The 21,313-nt window shown below is 54.9% G+C and carries 16 protein-coding genes and 1 pseudogene; 7 read left to right on the top strand and 10 right to left on the bottom strand.

Translation table 11 applies throughout. The annotated features are described in order from the left end of the window. Positions 1 to 759: 759 nt before the first annotated feature. The 9 genes from AC6IY8_RS00190 to AC6IY8_RS00150 all read right to left on the bottom strand — a co-directional run bounded on the left by AC6IY8_RS00190 (position 760) and on the right by AC6IY8_RS00150 (position 12,650). The gene (locus AC6IY8_RS00190; protein ID WP_497776546.1) at positions 760 to 1,410 is read right to left on the bottom strand and encodes a DUF1275 family protein; all 651 of its coding nucleotides are present in this window, start codon (positions 1,408 to 1,410) and stop codon (positions 760 to 762) included. A 94-nt stretch (positions 1,411 to 1,504) separates the two neighbouring features. After that, positions 1,505 to 2,749: a threonine/serine exporter family protein gene (locus tag AC6IY8_RS00185; protein WP_497776545.1), complete on the bottom strand. Its 1,245-nt coding sequence runs from the start codon at positions 2,747 to 2,749 to the stop codon at positions 1,505 to 1,507. 34 nt (positions 2,750 to 2,783) lie between these two features. After that, a complete protein-coding gene (gene fumC / locus AC6IY8_RS00180; protein WP_497776544.1) occupies positions 2,784 to 4,190 on the bottom strand; it encodes a class II fumarate hydratase in 1,407 nt (468 codons plus the stop codon). 510 nt (positions 4,191 to 4,700) lie between these two features. Beyond that, positions 4,701 to 5,573: an alpha/beta hydrolase gene (locus tag AC6IY8_RS00175; protein WP_497776543.1), complete on the bottom strand. Its 873-nt coding sequence runs from the start codon at positions 5,571 to 5,573 to the stop codon at positions 4,701 to 4,703. A 45-nt stretch (positions 5,574 to 5,618) separates the two neighbouring features. Beyond that, a complete protein-coding gene (locus AC6IY8_RS00170; protein WP_497776541.1) occupies positions 5,619 to 5,885 on the bottom strand; it encodes an STAS domain-containing protein in 267 nt (88 codons plus the stop codon). 301 nt (positions 5,886 to 6,186) lie between these two features. Beyond that, positions 6,187 to 8,559, bottom strand: a complete 2,373-nt coding sequence (locus AC6IY8_RS00165; protein WP_497776539.1) for a sigma 54-interacting transcriptional regulator — start codon at positions 8,557 to 8,559, stop codon at positions 6,187 to 6,189. A 646-nt stretch (positions 8,560 to 9,205) separates the two neighbouring features. Continuing rightward, positions 9,206 to 12,280: a protein kinase domain-containing protein gene (locus tag AC6IY8_RS00160; protein WP_497776538.1), complete on the bottom strand. Its 3,075-nt coding sequence runs from the start codon at positions 12,278 to 12,280 to the stop codon at positions 9,206 to 9,208. 57 nt (positions 12,281 to 12,337) lie between these two features. Next, positions 12,338 to 12,442 carry an ECF-type sigma factor gene (locus tag AC6IY8_RS00155; RefSeq protein ID WP_497776536.1) on the bottom strand — a complete coding sequence of 35 codons (105 nt, stop codon included), beginning with the start codon at positions 12,440 to 12,442 and terminating at the stop codon, positions 12,338 to 12,340. Beyond that, entirely contained in the window at positions 12,417 to 12,650 is a 234-nt protein-coding gene (locus AC6IY8_RS00150) for an ECF-type sigma factor (RefSeq protein ID WP_497776535.1), read from the bottom strand. Before AC6IY8_RS00150 ends, AC6IY8_RS00155 begins: the two co-directional genes overlap by 26 nt. Positions 12,651 to 12,745: 95 nt before the next feature. Between AC6IY8_RS00150 and AC6IY8_RS00145 the strand changes: the two genes are divergently transcribed. Further along, positions 12,746 to 12,955 (top strand): rhodanese-like domain-containing protein, encoded by a 210-nt coding sequence (locus tag AC6IY8_RS00145; protein ID WP_497776534.1) that lies wholly within the window; start codon positions 12,746 to 12,748, stop codon positions 12,953 to 12,955. Positions 12,956 to 13,536: 581 nt separating this feature from the next. Here AC6IY8_RS00145 and AC6IY8_RS00140 read toward each other — a convergent pair. Beyond that, positions 13,537 to 13,863 (bottom strand): hypothetical protein, encoded by a 327-nt coding sequence (locus AC6IY8_RS00140; RefSeq protein ID WP_497776533.1) that lies wholly within the window; start codon positions 13,861 to 13,863, stop codon positions 13,537 to 13,539. A 490-nt stretch (positions 13,864 to 14,353) separates the two neighbouring features. On the opposite strand from AC6IY8_RS00140, the gene AC6IY8_RS00135 reads away from it, so the two are divergent. The 6 genes and pseudogenes from AC6IY8_RS00135 (at position 14,354) to AC6IY8_RS00110 (ending at position 21,298) form a co-directional block, all read left to right on the top strand. Further along, complete coding sequence (locus AC6IY8_RS00135) at positions 14,354 to 14,578, top strand: hypothetical protein (RefSeq protein ID WP_497776531.1); 225 nt, start codon at positions 14,354 to 14,356, stop codon at positions 14,576 to 14,578. A 384-nt stretch (positions 14,579 to 14,962) separates the two neighbouring features. Beyond that, the gene (locus AC6IY8_RS00130; RefSeq protein WP_497776529.1) at positions 14,963 to 15,385 is read left to right on the top strand and encodes a hypothetical protein; all 423 of its coding nucleotides are present in this window, start codon (positions 14,963 to 14,965) and stop codon (positions 15,383 to 15,385) included. Then, a complete protein-coding gene (locus AC6IY8_RS00125) occupies positions 15,382 to 16,746 on the top strand; it encodes a KGGVGR-motif variant AAA ATPase (protein WP_497776528.1) in 1,365 nt (454 codons plus the stop codon). Before AC6IY8_RS00130 ends, AC6IY8_RS00125 begins: the two co-directional genes overlap by 4 nt. Beyond that, positions 16,743 to 18,197, top strand: a complete 1,455-nt coding sequence (locus AC6IY8_RS00120; RefSeq protein ID WP_497776526.1) for a hypothetical protein — start codon at positions 16,743 to 16,745, stop codon at positions 18,195 to 18,197. The genes AC6IY8_RS00125 and AC6IY8_RS00120 overlap by 4 nt, the downstream gene beginning before the upstream one ends. Before the next feature lie 92 nt (positions 18,198 to 18,289). Beyond that, positions 18,290 to 18,532 (top strand): annotated as a pseudogene (locus AC6IY8_RS00115) (IPT/TIG domain-containing protein); the annotation flags it as partial. 210 nt (positions 18,533 to 18,742) lie between these two features. After that, complete coding sequence (locus AC6IY8_RS00110; protein ID WP_497778650.1) at positions 18,743 to 21,298, top strand: RHS repeat-associated core domain-containing protein; 2,556 nt, start codon at positions 18,743 to 18,745, stop codon at positions 21,296 to 21,298. The last annotated feature ends 15 nt before the right edge of the window (positions 21,299 to 21,313 follow it).

Genomic DNA, 21,313 nt, shown 5'->3' with positions numbered 1-21,313 from the left:
TCAACGTAGTAGCTTTGCGTCTTTTTCGCCTTCCGCAACCATTCGCTCAGCCTCGGCCTTCATAAAGACCGCGTGAGGCGTAAAGCGCCCCTATCAAGCGTGCCACGGGGCTCAAGCCCGGGAGTATCTCTTCCTGGCCCCGCTCCAGGCCGCGTAGAGACGCTTTGGCGAATTTGTTCACGTCCATGGCAGAGAATGAATTCAATTCCTCCTGCCCCTTGTTGAAATTGGTCTTACGGCCGGCGGCGCAAGCTCGATGACCGCGACCGACGAGTTTCCAGACAGTCAACTATCGGACGGGTTCGGATTGCACGTATCACGACGAACATCGCGTGCTCGCATCGACACAAGCACAGAGCCAGGAGCTAATAGCCAATGTCTTCACTGAATCACGTACCATGTTGGCCGAAGCTGGTTTGTGCGAAGCGTTAACGGTTTCCAAATCACCTTTTCAGAACAGCCGCAACGGAAACCTCGTTTCAGAGAAGTAAGCCAAGCTGGATGTGGTAGCCGGTGGCGACAAAACGATCAACACTGATCTCGAACGTTGGTACACACGAGCCGACAGCCACAAAGTCGAAATCCCCGGAGCGGGCCATTCGGTATACGTCTCCAGGCTGAATGAGGTCGCAGCTCTAATTGAAGAAGCTGCATCGCACGCTCGGCGAAAAGAATTCCGCCTCCCACTAGTGCAGTAGCCGGATACGTATCGGGAAGTCGGCCAGCGTCCTGGAAGCGGCTATTTACTTCTGCATGAAACTACTCGTACGCCACCGCTGCTCCGGCGAGCAGGACCGGAAGAACCCATGCCCAATCTCTTAGCCATGAGACCGCCGCTGCTCCCGCGATGCAGCCGGCGCAGAAGCTCATTACAATTTCAAAGGTCTTTCGCAGCCGCATGCGCTCCTTGGGAGCTTCCATCAGGGGCTCGATTCGCGGTAGCGTGTCAAGCAGCAGGAGCACGACATTGGTTAGGTTGCCCGTCATCACGGCTGTCGAAGGTGCGACGGGCAAGGCGAGCCGCAAGAGTGCGAATTGACATGCCATCGCGGAGACAGCCAACATAGCAGCAACACCAGCAGCTAATCCGTGAGGATTCGAGGCTGAACCATAGATCACACTGACGATCAGGACGCATGTGAGTAGCAGAAACTGAACCAGAAGAAGCGGCCTTGCCAAGACTGGACCGCGTCTGTGGGATGCTCTGGCGATTAACCATACAGCGGCAACGGCCACGATGAAGACGGGAACGGCCAATATCTGGGGCATGTTAGGTGGTCCGCCACGCACCAGTAGAGCCGCTATCACTACAAGGTTTCCTGTGACATGTGCGGTGAATAGCTTGAGAGTCACAAATCCCATCACGTCGACCAAGCCCGCGATTACAGCGAGCAGAGGTGGAAGTACCACGCACAATCGGATCACCCCAGGATCGTCATCCGACGTATACGGTCCAGAATGTGGGCTGTTGGATCCTGTGGATATCGGCACCTTCCTTCACCACTCAGGACTTCAAATGATCGAGGGTGATCTTCGGGACAACTACACCGAAGCTCATCGCGAGGATCACAATGGCTGCAGTCAGGCCATCGGCGATCGTAGCGCCTATGAGTTCCAAACTCGTATGCGAGTTGTTGGCAAGCTGCAGAAGGCCACTTGCCATTCTGAACAGGAGGACGCCCGGAATCATTGAGACCACCGAGGCAAATCCAATAGCGGCGAATGGCATGTGAAAACGACGAGCGACTGGAGTTAGGATTACACCGACGAGCAGGCAGGCGACAAGGGCGCCAGTGGCTGGGCTTGCGCCAACTCCAAGTGTCCACCATCTAAGAGCATGAGCCAGCATGCCAACAACGACCGGCCATCCTAACATACGCAGCGGCGTCGAGAAGAAGATGCTGTATGCGGCAACAGCAACGCCGGCGGCGATGATGTCTTGCCACAGGGGAACAGGTCTGCCGGGCCCACCCACCGGCAAGGAAACATCGAGTGAACTGAGTCCGAGGAGCAGTCCGGCTGCGATGGCCAGAATAACCAGGCTGGCATAGACAAGGCGGGCGGCCCCAAGACTGATCCGCGCAGCGCTGAGATCCATCATACCGTTGAGTACGTGTGGCCCTGGCACCAAGATCATGCATGGGCAGACCGCGATCAGGCGCAGTGGCGAGCTTAGCTCAAAGCGCACGGCGAGCGCCCCGATTATGCCAGCGAGCAACGCTGCGCAGAACGGCTGCAATAGAGTATTCGTGCTGTACCTCGCCAGCATGCGACGTAGAACAGCTCCACTCGCGGCACTGGCGATTATGAGAGCAACTGCGACTAGATGCTGAACCCCAAAGAGCACGGATAGCGCGGCAGCACCAACCGCAGCGGCGACCGCGAACAACCAAGTAGGGGCTGGCGGTACGTGCGCGATGGCGTTGATCGTCTCCAGTGCGGCAGGTACCACAAGCCGCCCCGCGCAGATCTCATCGATTGCGCGCATCGTGCTGGCGACACGATCCATGGCCACACCGGTGGGACTCGCGGGCTCGAAGGAAACGAAGCTGGCCGTTCCGTCTGTCGTCCGAAGTTCCAGCTCTTCCCACCGAGGAATGATGCTGGCGCGCAGATCAAGCTTTTTGCTGAGTCGCTCGGCTGCCCCAACGGTCTCGTGCGTGGACTGTCCATTGACGTGCAACACTCGCGCGAAAGCGAGGATGAGATCGGAGCGTTCCGGAACGGAGCGGGCTGCAACCGAATCCATTCCGGAATCGTCCAACCTCGTAGCTGACCGGCCTTTAGGCAGCTTTTGCCACATAGGGTTTCACCATTTTGCTTGGATCGACGACACGATCAAATTCAGCCTCTGTGACAAAACCCAGTTTCAAAGCGGCAGCTTTGAGCGTGAGATCATTGTCCAAGGCATAGTGAGCGATCTTCGACGCCTTGTCATAGCCGATGACAGGCGACAGGGCCGTCACCAGCATTAACGAACGTTCGACGTACTCATTGATCTTTTTCAGATTTGGCTTTGTGCCCTCGACCAGGAATTTACGGAAGTTGGTGCAGCCATCGGCCATGATCGCTATGGAGTGTGTAACGTTGAAGATCATGAGCGGTTTGTAGACGTTCATTTCAAGGTATCCGCCCGCACCGCCAAATCCCACAGCAACGTCATCGGCCATTACCTGCACGGCAATCATAGCGAGTGCTTCACACTGCGTTGGGTTGACCTTGCCAGGCATGATCGAAGAGCCCGGTTCATTCGCTGGAATTGCCAATTCCGCAAATCCGGCGCGAGGTCCGCAAGACATGAGACGTATGTCGTTTGCAATCTTATACAGCGACACAGCCAAGGTGCGAAGCGTACCGGAGAGTTGGACCAGCGCATCATGGGCGCCCTGCACCGTGAATTTGTTGGGCGCGGTCACAAACGGCAGGTCTGTGAGCTTAGCGATCTCGGCTGCTACCGCCTCAGCAAAACCAGGCGCCGAGTTGAGGCCAGTGCCCACCGCCGTGCCGCCCAGCGCCAGGCGGTACACACCTTTAAGCGAGTCCTCAATGCGGTCGAGATCATCTGCGAGCATCCCGACGTAACCGGACCATTCTTCGCCCAAGGTGAGCGGAGTGGCGTCCTGCATATGGGTACGGCCAATCTTGACTATGTCATTCCACTGGTCTGCCTTCTCTGCCATTGAGTCGTGCAGCGCCTTTACCGCAGGGATGAGGCGCTGTTTCACATTGACAGCTGCCGCGATATACATGGCGGACGGAAACGAATCATTGGACGATTGCGCCATATTCACATCGTCATTCGGGTGTACTGGTGTCTTGCTGCCGAGTGGCGTACCGGCAATCTGGCAGCAGCGGTTTGAGATCACCTCGTTCACGTTCATGTTGAACTGGGTGCCGCTGCCTGTCATCCATACATGCAACGGGAACATGTCATGATGCTGGCCGGCAAGGATTTCGTCGCAAGTCTGGACAATCAACTTGTGCTTCTGTTCGTCGAGGCGCTTGCCGTCATGATTCACGGTGGCAGCAGCCTTTTTCAGGATGGCATATGCCGTGATCATTTCACGCGGGATCAAATCCTTGCCTATGCTGAAATGCTCGAGCGAGCGTTGGGTCTGAGCACCCCAGAGCTTATCCGCAGGTACTTCAACCACGCCAAGACTATCTGTTTCTTTTCGCAAGGTGTTCATATCAATCTCTCCTTGACCTCCTCCGACATCGCTGGCTACTCCGCGATTTTCGCAGCCAGCGTTTCCACCTGAGCGACGAATCGCGCCAATGTAGTCGATCCCTCGGTACCGCACGGCACGCAACTTCACGTGGAGCATGTGTTGGTGACCGGTGACTGGGCAATAGTTGAACTGCATTCTCTTGCTACCCGCGAAGAATGACCTCAGGTTCGACAACCGGTATTGTTGGGTCGGTCGGTTTAGCGGCGACAAGATCGTTGAGGCCCGGGCGTATCTCGATTCCGCTCTGGTGGCCCGACTCTTTCAGGAGAACTCAATCACCGAATGACCGGTGAGTGGATGAGTCGCCTCGACGATCCAGTCGACGTCGCCTGCAACGTGGGTAAAGAACGCGCTCTCACTACTAGTTTCAAGGTTCTTGAAATATCGTGAACCGCCGCAAGCGCTAATGACATTTTGAGCTCCTTGACCCTTGGCGCCTTCACGACCCCTGCTGCGTGCCAGTTTCGTTTAATCCAGGTGTGCTTCGTGTGCTGCTCGCTCGATGAAACCTGCGACTTCCATCGGGTGCGAGAGCATAACTACGTGGCTGGAAGGAATCGTGATCGTTTTTGCTTTCATTTTCTGCGCCTCAGCCTCCTCAAGCTTCGGTGAGATCATGCGATCCTCGCTGGCGATCACAAACCAAGATGGCTTGTTCCTCCATGCCGGCGTGCTTATCGACGCGCCAAATGCTGCACCCGCGATCGGAGCTTGCGTCGCGATCAACACCCCTTGCTCCACCTTCGGCAAATCTGGAGCGAAGTCTTCAATCACTCCCTTGTCGGATAGCTTAAAGAAGCCGGAAGCATCAGGTCTGAGCTCCATGCCTCCAGGAGTTGGGTTCGCGTTGATTTGATCCAGAGTCGCCTCCCCCTTATCGGGCGCGAAAGCAGCCACATAGACCAGGCCCGCGACTTTAGGATCATTTCCGGCTTCGGTTATGACGGAGCCGCCGTAGGAATGCCCCACAAGCAGGAATGGACCATTTTGTAGCGCGATGGCCCGCTTGAGCGTTGCGGTGTCATCCCCGAGTGAGGTCAGAGGAAGTTGCACTGCGGTCACACGCAAGCCTTTTGCTTCGAGCAGTGGGATTACTTTCGACCAACTCGACCCGTCAGCCCAGGCGCCATGTACAAGGATGACGTTTCTGACGTCGTGGGATTCACTACTTTGCGCGAGGACGCGCTGTCCTGAGAAGCAAAACAACACGATCGCAAGGAGGGTGCATGCAAGGCTGTAGCGCGTGAAATAGATCGAAATTCTGGACTTTCGTGCGGGTTGTGTGGAGATGGGTTTGAACCCTCGATTTGTTGCTGCGGTAACTGCTTTTCCTGATTTCATCTGCGTCCCTCCCTTATTTTGTTCTTCTAAAATCTACATAGGCCGTCATGCCTCTGTGTCCTGTTCTCTATCCATCCACTCGCATATGTATGGCGAACAATGCCGGAGTTCTATTCCCTCCGCCTGACACTTTCTCAGGAAATTGACCGCGTCTACGTCGACCTGCGTGATCTCGTCCAGATCAAGCACGACTGCCGGACTGCTGTCCGCAATCAGCGACTTCAGCTCCGCAAGATGCTCAGAGCACAGACGTCCGCTGAGGCGAATCGTGGTGTGGGGTCCGTCAAGAATCCTCTCGATTTTCAAAGTCATCTCTGTTTTCTGTTGATCGCTGCCACACTTGCTATTGCAAGACAGGTGCCACCTTTCAGACTCCCGAATCGCCGCAGATTTCGCTCAATTTCTGGCATTTGCACGTAGCGCATGTGCTGGATCTACAGAAATTGCTGAACTCACGGCATGGCAAAGAAGATTCCAGAGGTTCATGCGATCTGCTCTGACGCAACGGGAGAGTTGCCCAATTCGTGGTAATGGCAATTTTTGTGGGATTGGTATTTATGCGGTGAAGAGGTTCGGGCATCGAACCGCTGTGTGCCCAACCAGCATGGAAATTCTAAGGCGTCTTGAACCGGTGTTTGTTAATCTGCAGGGCTTTTATTCTGGAGTCGAGTGTCTGTCGCGGCATCGCAAGTTTCGCGGCTGCGCCGGATGGGCCTGAGACTCGGCCATTACAGGCAGCCAGCGCAGCTTCGATCATTTCTCTTTCACGCTGGGCGAGTGTCCGCTGGCCCTCGGCCAACATGCTCGGGGATGGGCTAATCAGCCCGGAAGTCCGGGGCGACTCCGACCTCAACCAGCTCTCGTCAACCGCAAACTCTTCTCCATCGCACAGGATCACCGCTCGCTCAACAACGTTCTGCAACTCGCGAATATTGCCGGGCCAATCGTATCGTTGGAAGAGTTCCAGGGTCTTCTTCTTTATGTGTCTGATCTTCTTCCCAGCTCTTTTCGCGTAGCCCTCAATCAGGTACTCAACAAGCAGCGGAATGTCATCCACTCGGTCCCGAAGAGATGGAATTTCTATCGGGAAGACATTCAATCGATAGAATAGATCCGCGCGAAACGTCCCCGCCGATACGGCTGCTTTCAAGTCCCGGTGCGTAGCGGCAACCACACGCACATCCACGGAGATTGGCTGGTTGCTCCCAATGCGTTCAAATTCTCGCTCCTGCAGCACTCGCAACAGCGCAAGCTGAGTCTCCGCAGGCAGGTCACCGATCTCATCCAGGAATATCGTACCGCCGGCAGCAGCTTCAAACCTCCCCAAACGTCGTTGCAAAGCGCCCGTAAATGCACCCTTTTCGTGACCGAACAGCTCGGAAGCGATGAGCGAAGACGGAATCGCTGCACAGTTCACCCGAATGAACGCACGGGAGGAGCGGTTTGACCGCTTGTGTATCGCACTAGCGATGAGTTCCTTTCCCGTTCCCGTTTCCCCCAATATGAGAACAGTAGAATCGGTTCGCGCAACTTTTGCTACTTGCAACAACACGCGACGAAGAGACTCGGAAGATCCAACGATTTCGTCGGACACCGACGAATCCGCGATGACCTCGCGCAACGCTAGGTTCTCATTCTGTATCTTTTCCTCGGCTTGCTTGCGATCCTCAATGTCAGTTCCGGTCGCATACCAGCGGATGACATGCCCGTTATCATCCAGCAGAGGGTTGTATCGGATCAGGAACCAGCGATATGTTCCGTCGTTTCGTTGCATCCGTTGTTCGATTTCGAAGGGCTCTCCGATCGCCAGCGCCTTTTGGCGCTCCTCCCGCGTTAGCTCCAGGTCATGAGGGTGGAAGATCCGTTCGCGGAAGCCATCTGCTTGAACGTCTTCGAGCGTAAGGCCCGTGTATTCGAGCATAACTTTGTTCGCATAGGTCGGTGTGCCGTCCGGGCGCTGCACGACTATGGCTTGAGGAATCGCATCCGTCATTCGTCGAAGCTCCTGTTCGTCCTGCCGGAGCTTCTCTTGCGCCAGCTTTAGATCGTCGATGTCGGTTTCCGTTCCATACCAATGGATGACATTCCCAGATTCATCGAAGAACGGTTCGACGCGCACCATGAACCAGCGGTATTCGCCGTCGAAGCGGCGCAGACGCGCGATGATCTCTGCCGCTTTTCTCGAAGGGAGGACCTGGAGCAACCACTTGTCCATCGCCCGTTGTTTGTCCTCGGGATGGATTATGACGGTCCATCCCCACCCGTGCGACTCTTCTGGCGAAAGACCGGTGTATTCGTGCCAGCGTTGATTGAAATAGTTGATCCTGCCATCCGGTTCGCCTCGCCACGCGACAGTGGGTATCGTATTGAGGATTGTTTCGAGTTGGGCTCTCGACTGCTTGAGCTCGTCGAATACCTTTTTCAGCGAAGCTTCGGATCGTTCTGCTTCAATTGCGATCAGAGCGATGTGGCCGGCACCTTCGATCAATTGCAGTTCGCTAGCGCTCGGACTTCTGGGCTCGGCGTAGTAAAAGGCAAAGGTGCCGAACAGTTCGTCGTTTTTCGAAATGACGGGCTGGGACCAAGCTGCTCGAACGCCGTTGCGCAACGCGATCTCTCGGTACTCCTCGGCCGGACTTCCTGACCACAAAGGATCACTGGCAATGTCAGAATTAATTACCCGCTGCTTTCGGAATGCGGCTGTACCGCACGAGCCCATGCGCGGTCCGATTGGCAGCGGAGTGATAGCCGAAATCCATTCCTTGGGGGCCCGTTGACTAGCTGTCGGCCACAGCCGTTTCCCGTCAGGGTCCATCAGCATCACCGACGACATGACGTCTGGAGATTGAGCGTCAATCGCTCTGCACAAGCTCTCGAGGACGTCCGTCAGGCAAGCTCCGGCAGCGATCATCTCCAGCGTTCGTTTTTCCGCTATCAGGAGAGATTCAGCGCGTTTCCGGTCATCAATATGTGAGGTCGTTACCATACCATTGGACGTTCACTCCGGCTTCATCAAGCAACGTCTGTGCCCTAGACAGAGAGCTAGTGACACCCTCCCTCAAACAATAACGCAAGCCGGCCCCTGAGTGCCTGCCCGATAGTTTACACCTAGTTTTGGGAGGCCTTTTCCCTAGGATGCGTCAAGTCGCGTCTCGCCGCTGGCGCCGAATGCTGATGAATTAGGTGCAATTCGCAAGTTGCCGTTCGGAGGGTTGAGAGACATGGTTTCGCCGCTTCGCTCTGGGCGATGTGAGCTGCTTCGGAAGGAGGCGCTCACCCGTCCACAACTCAGAGATCGTGAGACAGTCGAAATCAAGTGGGACAGCCCAGTTTTAAGTCTAGAAGCGGAGCCATAGACGGGCTTTGCGACGGAATGGCAGTGATTCCTGCACTTCTTGGTGTATCAAGAGGCGTCAGCACCCCACTGCTCGTCTGCAGCTTTTGGGCCGTCGCATCTCGGAAACACGGCGTTTGACCAACAACCAGAAATCAATCCCGAGAAACGCCGTTCTGTCCCGAAACTATTCCACGGTCTTGTTATAGTTTTCGGGTGAGCGCATTCCCCGTCGTGCTCCCAAACGCTCGGAATGAATCCGCAGCTCTGTGGCGGACTGCAATCATCACCGAACACATCATCGCCGGTTCGTAGATTCAGCCCGAGCTTGCTTCAGTATGGGAATGTCCGGATCGGCATCTTTCCAGAGTGTCAGGAAATTGGAATAGTTCGCGTTGGCTTTTTCTTTATCTCCCACCAATACGTATGCTCTTCCCAATTGCAAGTACGCAAGTGCGCCAACTGGGTCACTGGCGACAATTCCGGTATGGTTGACAATCTTCTGGAACTCGACTACGGCTTGTTGGCCCTGATGTGCGTTCAGGAGAGCGATCCCGCGGACGTACACGGGGCTGAGGGTACCGAAGAAGCCGAACCAAGCACCCGTGTAACCTATTTCGTAGGGAGCGGTGATGCGCAGTATTTGTAGCGCCTGCGACGGATCCCCCTGGCGTTGTGCCACAACGGCCCGCAGCACGGGAGCGTAAGTAAACTTGACAAACGTATCATCCGGGAATCGTTTTTCAAGGTCGCTCGCGAGCGCTTGCGGGCGTGCCTGATCTCCCGCGATGGCAAGCGCGAGTGCAGCACCATACTCCACATCGCGGCTGCTTGAAAGCTTCAACGCCGTCCACGCGCTGGCTCTTGCTTCAGCGATATTGCCAAAGAGCGCCTCTCGTACGGCGCTTCCGGCTTGATACAGGGCCGTTCTTTCGTGCTGACCCGTCTGCTCCGCCAGCTCAACGGCGCGGCGAGACGCAGTTCTTGCCTGTTGCAAATGACCGGAGAACGCCAGCACATTCGCTTGCCGTGCCGTGATCCAGTGTTCCGCTTCGGGTTTTCCCGCAGCCTGCGCTAGAACCCGTTCCATTCCCGCCTGATCATGTTTCAGGAACGCGATGTCGTACCGAATGAGGAAGAAATCCGGCTGATCCATATCGACCTTGTGTTCAGAGGCGCGCTGAAGCGTCGACTCAGCCTCGCCCAATTGATTGAGGAGAAGATAGCTCCATGCGAGATTGATATAAGCGGGGGGGAAAGATTCGCGATCGAGATCAATTGCTCGTCTGCCTTCTTCGAGTGCTTTCTGATAATGTCCAAGTTCCTGGTGAATGATGCACAACATCATTCGTGGATCTCGCTCCCGCGGATATGTTTGCGCCCACAATTCTCCTATGCTCGTCGCCTTTTCAAGATCCCCTGTAACCATCAGGTCGTAATCAAAGGTGATTCGGAATCGCTCCTGGTCAGTTGCGTGATTTCGAAGATTGTAAGCAGCGGTGGAACTCTGTGCCGACAGAGCGGTTTCTCCCAGGTCGGCATACAATCGGCCGAGCATCGCGTGAGCGCTGGCGAATTGCGGATCGATCTCAACGGCGCGTTTAAAGAATGGCACAGCTTGAGCGTTGCCCGCGGAGAATATCTCCTGCCGCCCTGTACTGTAAGCTCGTAACGCCTCGAGTGAAGATGTGGTTGCCTGCGCCAACGGAGCGTTGTGTTTTTCGACCGTTTCGAGCGACTCCCCCATACGGGTCCTGAACCGGCTCGCCATGTCGCTGAGTACCCTGAGCACGTCTTCTTTTCTAGCGGCTTGTGCCTGCTCCTCGGCAATGACCTCACCCGAGTGGCAGCTTACCGCGCGAAGTCCCAGCACGTATTCGGTACCCAGTTTTGCTATTGATCCGTCGAGAACCGCGGTGCTTGCTGTGCGTACACAGATGTCGCGCGCAATCTCGGGCGTGATGTGCGCGTCAGGCGGTTTGGCCATCAGCCGAAGTGTTTCATGAATGCGCTCGTCTGACACCAGGCTGAGAAAAGGAGATTGCCGTAGTTGGACGGACATTCCCTGCCGCAACGTGCCGTCAAATACCGCGTCTCCAGTTGAGTTGTTGAAGTCGGCGAGGATGATCGTGTCTTTATCAGTAAGCCTGGGCTGATGGTGGAGATATATATGGGCGGCCGTTGCGAGACCCATCACCGCCACTACCGTAATAAGTGCAGGAACGGTCCATCTCCTCCACCGACGTCGCCCGGTTGCCGCCGAAGAGATGGTCGGCAGACTCTGGGTGGTCAAGTCGCGCTTGAGCCGCTGAAGGTCGGCTCGAACATCAGAGGCGTGCTGATAACGAAGGTGGCGTTCCCTTTCCAGGCACTTGGCGATGATCTCTTCCAGCTTCGGAGTCAATGCCGGATTCAGGCGCGCGGGCGAGGTCACTGTTTCGCTCAGGATGGAATGGGATATTTCTCCAGCAGTAGCGCCGTGGAAAGGACGGACGCCGGTAGCCATTTCGTAAAGCACGACACCGAATGAAAACAAGTCAGTGCGTGCGTCGAGATCTTTCCCGCAGACCTGCTCAGGCGACATGTATTCTGGCGTTCCAGCAGTGCTGCCGGGCTGAGTGAGCGCCGTCGGCGAATCCAGCGGTGCCACAACTTCGGCGCGGTGCGTGAACTTGGCCAGACCGAAATCCAGAACCTTGGCTTGACCGCTGTTTGTTATGAAAAGGTTCGCGGGCTTGACGTCCCGGTGGATAATGCCAGCGTTGTGAGCCGCATCAAGCGCGTCCGCAACCTGAATTGCGATCTCGAGAAGGATTTCAATTGTGAGTGGTTTGCCTGCGATCTTCTGCTTCAGCGTTTCGCCTTGAAGCAGTTCCATAGCAATAAATGGTTTTCCTTCGTCGGAGTCCACGTCGTAAATCGTGCAAATGTTGTGATGATTCAGCGCGGATGCCGCCTGGGCTTCTCGCTCGAAGCGCTGGAGCGCGCTTTTATCAGTGGACATTTCGGCTGGAAGAAACTTAAGAGCAACACGACGATTCAGTCTGAGGTCTTCCGCCTCGTAAACCACTCCCATTCCACCGACACCCAGCTTGCCAATGATCCGGTAATGAGTAATGGTCGTGCCTTCCACAGACTCGTCACGATCCGCGGCTGCGTATCGGCGCGCAACTGCCCGCGCCGCTACCTCGACCGCTGGCTGTTCCAGAAAACTTCCGGCCTTCCCCTCTGCAGCAAGAAGGGAGCGGACCTCCTGCTCCAACGCTGGCTCACCAAGGCATGCCGAGCGCAGAAAAGCATCGCGTTCATCGGGATGACGCTCCAACGCGGATTGAAGAAGGCCCTCGACCCGCTTCCATTTATCGGAATTCATCGCCAGTTCCGCCGGTTAGTTCTCGGTAAAGCCAAGCTCTCGCAGTGATTCGACGCATTAACTGGGCAGAGACGGCAAAAAATGAGCACGATCCTCCCAGCGCATTCGTCTGTAATCTACCATGCGCATATAGGCCTCATTGACCAGCGCTGTTGTCTGCAAGCTGTGACCGGAGCGTTCTTGCCTCAATGTAGCGCTGCGCCAAACGTTGGAGCTCTCCGTACACGATGGGCGTGAGTTGATCCAGAGCGGCCTTATCTCCATCGCTCCACGCGCGTAGCAAACTGCTGACGTCTTTGTGAGGCGCACCGATATCCCGACCTGAATCATTGTTCTCCACAGGTTCCGGAATCATACGTTGTTTTTTCATCTTCTTGAAGAAAATCGTCCCAGAGCAGATTCCGAGCGCGAACACGAGGTCTTTGCATCTAACGGCTAAGTGCAGAAGACCTAAGGAGGTTCCGAATGGTTGACGCTCCGCGCATCACAGTGAACGACCTACAAAAGAGAATGAAAGCAGGAGAGGACTTCGTGCTCATTGACACGCGGAACCCGCAAGCCTGGGCGGAGTCCGATGTGAAGTTGCCAGAAGCGATTCGTGTCCCAGTGGACAAACTGGACGAAGCCCTTCCCAACATTCCCAAAGAGAAGCCTATTGTCGCGTACTGTACTTGACCGAACGAGAACTCCAGCGCCAGTTTGGCGCAAAAGCTTCGGCAGCGTGGGTACAAAAGCGTCTGGGCTCTTCAGGGAGGGCTTGATGCTTGGCGAGATGCGGACCTACCTCTAGAGTCCAAACAGAAAGCTGCGTGACAAGACACTGAGCGGCACGAGTACCCTGAGCGACGAGGCAGAGCAATTGAACTCATACCGCACGATTCTTTTTGTCTCCGTGCTTTCGAATAAGCGATAGTCCCCGTCGGAGTTCCGCCCCGAGGTCTGAGTCCTCTGTCGCGATGTGAATACGTTTCTCCGGCAAACTCACGCCCTAGCCACTGGTTCAAGGCTTCGCGAGATGAATAGACGTAACGAGCTCGCTTCTCCACAGGCATGCCGGAGCTAGTCCATCGCTGCGGAACCGCCACAGGCTGGCTGAGGAAAGCTGCTACCTCTTTCCAGCCCTTGAGGGACTCAGATTCCACCTTGGGTTTTGATTGTTTCGCCATTCGAGCTAAAGGATGCAGCCGTCGATTGTTGGGCTGCAAAACCGTGCGTGTGCCGCAGCCGAGTCCTTCGAGGTGGCTCAACACGAGAAGCTAATGCCCGAGCAGGCCGAACACTCCCTTGCCTATCTGAGTCCTCATCGCTTGCAAGTGGCCTGCAACGTCCGTCAGTAATTCGAGTGATTCTAACTGCGTCCGAATGATGGCGAGATGACCTGAAATCTCCATCAGCAGTGCAACAATTAGAGCGACGGCAGTTGCTGCAATCCCCGCCAAGAGCAGCACCAGTCCAGCGATTCCTCCAAAGCTGCCAATGGCCAATCCACCCACGCCCACAACTACCGTAATAATGCCTCCGATGAACAGCACCGGGACGATGATTCCGTTCATCCCCGAAATTCGCTGAGCTACATTCGCCATTGCCCCTCCTAATCGCCTCGCATGATACGCGCATTCGAGCTACGACCACCAGAACGCAGTGCTATTTGGCGGACGCCATGAGAGTATTCGACGGACCGCATGAGCAACGCAGGTGCTGACCTACCGGCATCGATCGTCGTTTGCCCCCGGGGTGGGGCCTCATGTATCTCCAGAGTCCAAGAATTAAGACATGTTGGCGTTACTAATTGCTTGAAGCAGCAGAAAAATCTCAACTGCGAAAAAGCGCGTTTTTCCACACTCATAATCGCGGATGATTAGCAGAGAAAAGGGAGATTGAAAGGAAGGTAAGTTCTTGAAAATGAAAATGGTAGGCACGAGGAGACTCGAACTCCTGACCTCTACCGTGTCAAACGATCAACATAAGCATTATCAATAACTTACACGTTCACAAAGGGCTGCCAAGTGCTTGATGGTTCGTGTAAGAACGACAGAAAACGGGTGCAATCACGGGTGCAGATTCTCGACCCGTTTGGCGAAGCTGGTACGTGCGGGGAGAAGCGGTCGATCGCTTGCCGGTCATCTGTTCCTGTTCCGTTCGCATACCGCGAACTGGATTGAGCCGATCATCAAGACCGAATTCTGGCTGCTGGCCATTGTTCTCAAAAGAAAACAGTACCTCAGAATGCAGCAACTGGCTATCTGGTCGCGTAGCGGCGCAACCTGTACTCCAGATTATGTCGACTTTCCAGTGTGAAGCGGATGTAATCGCAAAGGCCATCGTTCCGCAAATTGAGCAGGGAGCGGAGTGGATGACGGCCAAATCTCCGGTTTGCCCGTTAACCGGACGCGATCTCCTTCGCTCTCCCATAAGCGGACCTTTCGGTACTGATTCTTATCGGCGCACAGTGTTCTACAAGACTGCACCGGAACCTGACCGCAAGGCCGTTCCAGGCTGTTCACCAGCCTGATTCTAACTCCACAAAAAACTGCTCGGTGCCGACTCGACTTGCCCGTCTCATAAATTCTGGATTTTGAAACCAACTGATCACCGTTGCTCTACCGATTGATGAGGATCGCCAAGCGCAAACGCAAGAAGGTGAACTGCTAATATGTAACAGTACCAAGACAGTGATGAGCAATGGCTTATTCTCAGGACATAAAGAGTGCAGCACGTCGTCATCTCAGGGCCGCACAAGTGCTTTTTGGGCATACTGGTGCCGGTGACCAGCCGGGCTGCAGGGCTGTCGCCGGGTATCTGTTCGGAATCGCTGGGGAGCTCGCGATCAAGGAGCTAATGAGCAATCTGGGAATAAAGCCTTTAGCGGAGGCTAATCGCCGCAGCGATCCTTACTTTGCGCACCTCCCCTCGTTGAAGGCGATGCTGGCTACCGCTGTGGGCAGGCGCGCGGAAGAACTGCGGAGGATTTCCGAGGACCCGCGGTTGTTTCAGAACTGGGACATCGCGATGCGCTACGCACCCACAAAGGACATTGATGCAGGGCGGATAGAGTCGTGGAAGGTGTCTGCCGAAAAGCTCATCGCCCGCATGGAGGGATTATGACGACCCAGACGGATATCTTTTTTGATGAATCGTTGGATACTTTCATCGAAGCCATCGCGCGCACCAGTGGGGCTAACGTACTGCAGGACGGGTTAGTCGTACGTGATTCTAGCGGTCGTCTGCTGTTCGTAAATGCTACTGATGCTCCGCCTGAGGAGCTGCGGAGCAAGGTTGACGAAGAAATCCAGAAAGTCATCGGCCCATATGCTCGGCGAGACGGCGCGGTGCTCTACTCAACTGATCTTGGCTCTGAGTCCATCCTGCAACTTAAAGCTTCCGACTCTTTTCCGATGAAGATCGGTGAGCTCTCATTTCGCTTCATAGACCGACGGATCATCGGCTCATCCTGGCTGGAAGCTCCTGATGAGGGCATGGCTCAACCGCCCCGCATAGTTTTCGCAAGTCTGAAGGGTGGTGTTGGCCGCTCGACGGGACTTGCGGTAACAGCGTCTGACCTCGCACGCCGCAATAAGAATGTTCTCGTCTTGGACCTTGATTTGGAGGCGCCCGGAATCGGCAACATGCTTCTTGATGACGAGAGGCTGCCGCGTTTTGGAACGGTCGATTACCTTGTCGAGAGCGGACTTGGAGGCGTTAGCGACCACCGTCTGGCCGACTTCGTTGGGACGAGCGCGTTGACGGCTCCCGGTGGCGGACGCGTCGATGTAGTGCCCGCGTTGGGGAAGCGAGCGAGCCAGTTCCCTATCAACACGCTTCCAAAGCTCTCGCGGGCGATGCTCGATGACATCAACGAGAACGGTGATTCGCTCAGTGTAACCTTGAAGATCTCTCAAATGATTGGCCGCTTTACGCAACGAGAGGCTTACGATGTAGTGCTCATCGATAGCAGGGCCGGGTTATCTGAACTGGCGGCACCGGCGATCTTAGGGTTGGGCGCATCTGTACTTCTATTTGGCACAGCACAAAGGCAAACGGTCGAAGGTTATAAGGCGTTGTTCGCGGCGCTGAAGATGCTCGCTGAACGCGATCATGCGAACGGCAAGAGCGCCGATTGGAGGCTACTCTTCAAGTCTGTCTACGCAAAAGCAGGGCTGGATGCGTCCGTAGGAGAGCGTTTTCGTGACGACCTATACGACTTGTTTGCCGAAAATCTGTATGATGCCGAGGACACAGAACAGGAAAATTTTGACAGCATCACTTTCGCCATGGATGACAAAGACGCACCACACTGGCCATTGGTCATACCTTTTGCTCAGAACTTTGTAGACTTCGACCCAGTTCAAGCGCCCACGCAGCTCAACGCCGCATTTTATGAACAAACGTACCGACCGTTCCTCAATGGAATAGATTCCATTATCGCTTCGGGCAGAGTCGAACCCGATCAGTCGGAGAATAGGTGATGAACATTGATCCGGATCTGGACCTGAGGCTCGTTCGCGACGCGATAGCAGCTTTCGCAATCTCCTTCCGTGTCGAGCCGAACGAGAAGATAGATCTTGACCGTGTGTTTTTCCCGAACACCCATCGGGGAGTCCTGGATCTGAAAAGGCAGCTTGTGGTCGGGAATAGGGGTATGGGAAAGAGTTTCTGGACTCATGCTCTGACGAATCCTGCCGTCCGTGAGCGGGTTGCAAATACCTACAGATATCCCGTCCTCGCCAGAACCAAAGTCGTCATAGGTTTCAATGGTTCGGTGAAGCTCACCGGCGTAACGCCGTCTATTGACGATGTACAGGCGGCCCATAAGGAAGGTGTCTACCCTCATCTGATATGGCGCGCAGTCATCCTCCGTGTTATTCGGTCTCTCACATCCAGTGCAGCCGCTCCGAAGCTCGCGACGGTTATCAATGAGCTGAGGGTCAATCCGTCTGTATACGCTGAAGAACTTACGGCTGTGGACAACGCCGCATCCGAAAACCGAGATACGATTCTCGTCGTATTTGATGCCCTCGACCGCTTATCTCACGACTGGCCGTCGATCAGAGAGCTAACGAAAGGCCTGTTGGCCACGGTTCTTGGGTTGCAGTCGTTCAGTAGCATTCGCGCCAAAGTTTTCATACGCGTTGACCAGTTTGCCGATCCAGACCTGTTTCGCTTCCCGGATAGTTCCAAAATCCGGAACGACTACGTCGACCTCGCGTGGCACCCATACGAGTTATACGGCCTGTTGCTCTTCCAACTCCTGAGGGATGAAGGTGCCGCACTTGTTTTGAAGGGATTGGCGAAGCGTCTGGACGCGTATTCCGCGCTTCCCATCAATGGGCGACTGGACACACTTCCAGAAACGCAGGAAGCGCTCGTAAATGCGATCGCCGGAGAGTACATGGGGAGCAGTAAGAAAAGAGGACGAGTTTACAGTTGGGTTCCATTGCATCTTAGTGACGCGTCGAACAACTGTTCGCCTCGTACCTTTCTTACTGCTTGGAAAACCGCCGCGGAACACTTTCCCGCGCCTCAGAAGCAGGCAGTTGATCACCTCGGCCTCAGTGAAGGTGTGCGCCGTGCATCAAACGCACGCCTCACAGAACTTGAAGAAGATTACCCTTGGATCAATGTAGTATTGGAGCCGTTGCGACGGCAGTTCGTGCCAATCGACAGGTTTCATCTATTTGAGCTATGGGAAGAGAAGAGGGTCATAGATAACATTCTTGACAGCGCTAAAGGTGGAGAATGGCTTGCTCCTATAGGCGTTACCGTAGAGCACACTCCTGAAGCACTCTTGAGAACGATGACCAGTATCGCCGTTATGGAGGAGCGTAAGAACGGTAAGATAAACGTTCCTGACATCTTCCGCGTCGAGGCGGGAATTCTCCGCAAGGGTGGTGTTGCAGTACCAAGGAAGAGTACGTGATGATCTGCATGTGCTATTCAGCTGAAAGCTTGCAGTTGTTTTGAAGACCCAGAATTTGTGAGACGGGCAAATCGGTTGTTGGCCGAGCTGTAGTGGTTGCAAACGGCGTCACCAGTAATCCACTGCCATTCGTCGTACTACCGCAAATCTTAGGAATCTCTCCAGGATACGGCCCAACGGGTCTGCCGATCACAATTAATGGTGTCAGTTTTGGAGACAGCCAAGGCAACACCGTTGTGACCTTTAACGGGACTGTGGCAACGCCGACAACTTGGAGCGATAGCCAGATCACAGTACCAGTTCCAGAGGGCGCCAGTACCGGCCCGATTGCTGTTCAGACAGCTGGCTATTCAATTCAGAGTGGCACGTTTATTGTCGAACCTCCGATTGAGCAATTTCAGCTGACGAATTCTCTAGGCTATCAATCCACATATACCTCCCTCTCAGTAGGTGGACAGCGCCTTGTATCAGATTCCGCTGGGGGCGGTTGCTCTAGCTGCACGCTTCGAGGAATTCAGCACTTTGACTTCGATGCCTCAGGAAATGTGATTTCCTCCACGGATGCACTGGGACACACAACTTCCTTTACCTATGACGGCAGCAACAACGTGACCTCGATATCCACCCCAGTGGATTCTTCAACGACGGCTACCACCTATTACACCTACAACACCTTTGGTCAAGTGTTGACCGCTAAGAATGCTCTCGGGAATGTCACGACGAACAGTTATGACGCCAATGGCAATCTGCTTTCGATAACGACTCCTTCTCCTGACGGCAGCACTGCCGGCAGTACAACGCAGTTCTCGTATGACCCTCAAGGGGAGTTGACCCAGATCACGGATCCGCTGGGCAATGTCACGAAGGTTGCGTACTCCGCAGCCGGCCTGTTGCAAAGCATTACGGATGCTCAAAACAATGTCACGAGCTACGAATACGACGCCCGCGGCAGCCGCACGGCGGTTACGGACGCGGCGGGAAATCGTACGCTGTTCAGCTACGACTTGGGCAACCGCCTCACTGGTATTACTTATCCGGACAAGACGACAGCAGGTTTTGGCTACGACTATCGCGGGCGTCGAATTTCGGCCACTGACCAGAACGGCAATGTCACGAGCTACACGTATGACGACGCGGATCGTTTAATATCGGTTACCGATGCAAAGAGCAACATCACGCAGTATGCCTACGATTCCGAGAACAACTTGCTCAGCATCACGGATGCCAGGGGCAATGCGACCACATTTGTTTACGATCCTCACGGTCGAGTGACGCTGACGATTTTCCCCTCTACGCTGACGGAGAGCTACATCTATGACGCCATTGGAAATCTCATCAGTAAGACCGATCGTAAAGGCCAGACGATCAGCTATCTCTACGACGCCTTGAACCGGCTTACGCAAAAGAGCTATCCCGATTCGACCAGGGTGGAATACGTTTACGATCTGATTGGCAAGGTACTCAGTGTCAACGATCCGACTGGAACCTATGGTTTTGCCTACGACAACATGGGCCGGCTCATCGGCACCGCCACATCGTATTCTTTCCTTTCGGGGCAAACCTTCAGCAATAACTACAGCTATGATGCTGCATCCAACCGCGTCGGCTCGACAGCGGCAGATGGGAGTTCGAGCACCTACCAGTACGACACGCTGAACCGGCTAACTGCATTGAATAATTCCTGGGCGGGCCAGTTCGGCTTCAGCTATGACTCGCTGAGTCGCCGCACGCAACTGACGCGGCCCAGCAGCGTAAATAGCACCTACAGCTACGACTCGCTTTCCCATTTGTTGAGTGTCATGCATGGCAGTTCGGACGGCACGAGCTATGGCTATGACAATGCGGGCAACCGCATTTCAAAGCAGAATGTCCTGAAGGGAATCACTGAAGGATATAGTTACGACACCCTCTACCAATTGACTCAGGTGGTGAAGGGAACCAACACAAGCGAGAGCTACAGCTACGATGCAGTGGGCAACCGGCTCTCTTCACTGGGCCTGAATCCTTATTCCTACAACGTCTCCAACCAGCTACTGTCGCTGCCGTCCACCACATATAGCTATGACAGCAACGGCAACATGTTGACCAAGGCAACATCCAGTGGGACCACATCCTACACGTGGGACTTTGAGAACCGCCTTGCCTCGGCTGGCGTCCCGCAGGATGACGGATCAATTTCAACCATCACCTTTAAGTACGACCCGTTTGGAAGGAGAATCCAGAAAAGTTCTGCGTCGGGCACGACCGTCTACGCCTACGATGGTGCAAACGTCGTAGGAGAATACAGTGCAAGCGGAGCGCTCCTGGCCTCCTACGTGCAGGGAGCGGGAATTGACGAACCCCTCGCCATGCAACGTGGCGGCAGCACTGCCTATTATCATGCTGACGGACTGGGTTCGATCACCTCGCTGACGGGCAGCAGCGGCGCGATGGTGGCTTCGTATGTGTATGACAGTTTTGGTAAGACAACGCCTACCGAGGGGGTCTTCAATCCATACCGCTACACCGGTCGCGAACAAGATCCGGAGACAGGGCTCTACTACTACCGCGCCAGATACTACGATCCACTGATCGGTAGGTTCTTGAGCGAAGACCCAATCCTCTTCGAAGGAGGAATGAATTTCTATCGGTATGTTCACAATAGCCCAGTCAACCTCATAGACCCGCTCGGTTTGACGGACTACAACGAGCAGCAGACGTTACAGCAACTTCAACAGGCTTACGCCGAAGCGACAGCTGGCCGGATTCAGGGTCTAAGGAATATTTACAACAACAGCACGGGCAAGTATGACTTTGGATGGATTCCGCAGAACGCGCATGACACCTGGACGCGTTGTGGAAAGAAGATGAACAAGGACCAGTTTGGCAACTACATAGCTGGGTTCGAGGGCGCGGCTTACGATAGCAATTACTTTTGGACGACTGGTGCATTATGGGCTGAGGTGGGTGTAAAGGGTGGCGGGATTTACTACCACTTGTCGGGTAAAACCCATGCGAGGAACGATCCCTGGGATCGTACTGGTTTTCCGGATATTAACGCCGGAGAAAAGGACGGATGGAATTTCGGAAGTCGTGGCGGCGCATGCGGTTGTAGCAAGTGAGTGCGTGAAAGGGTC

The organism is Koromonas soli (genome assembly GCF_059726265.1).
The sequence above is the reverse complement of the archived record's forward strand: the minus strand, read 5'-3'. Positions and strand labels throughout refer to the sequence as shown.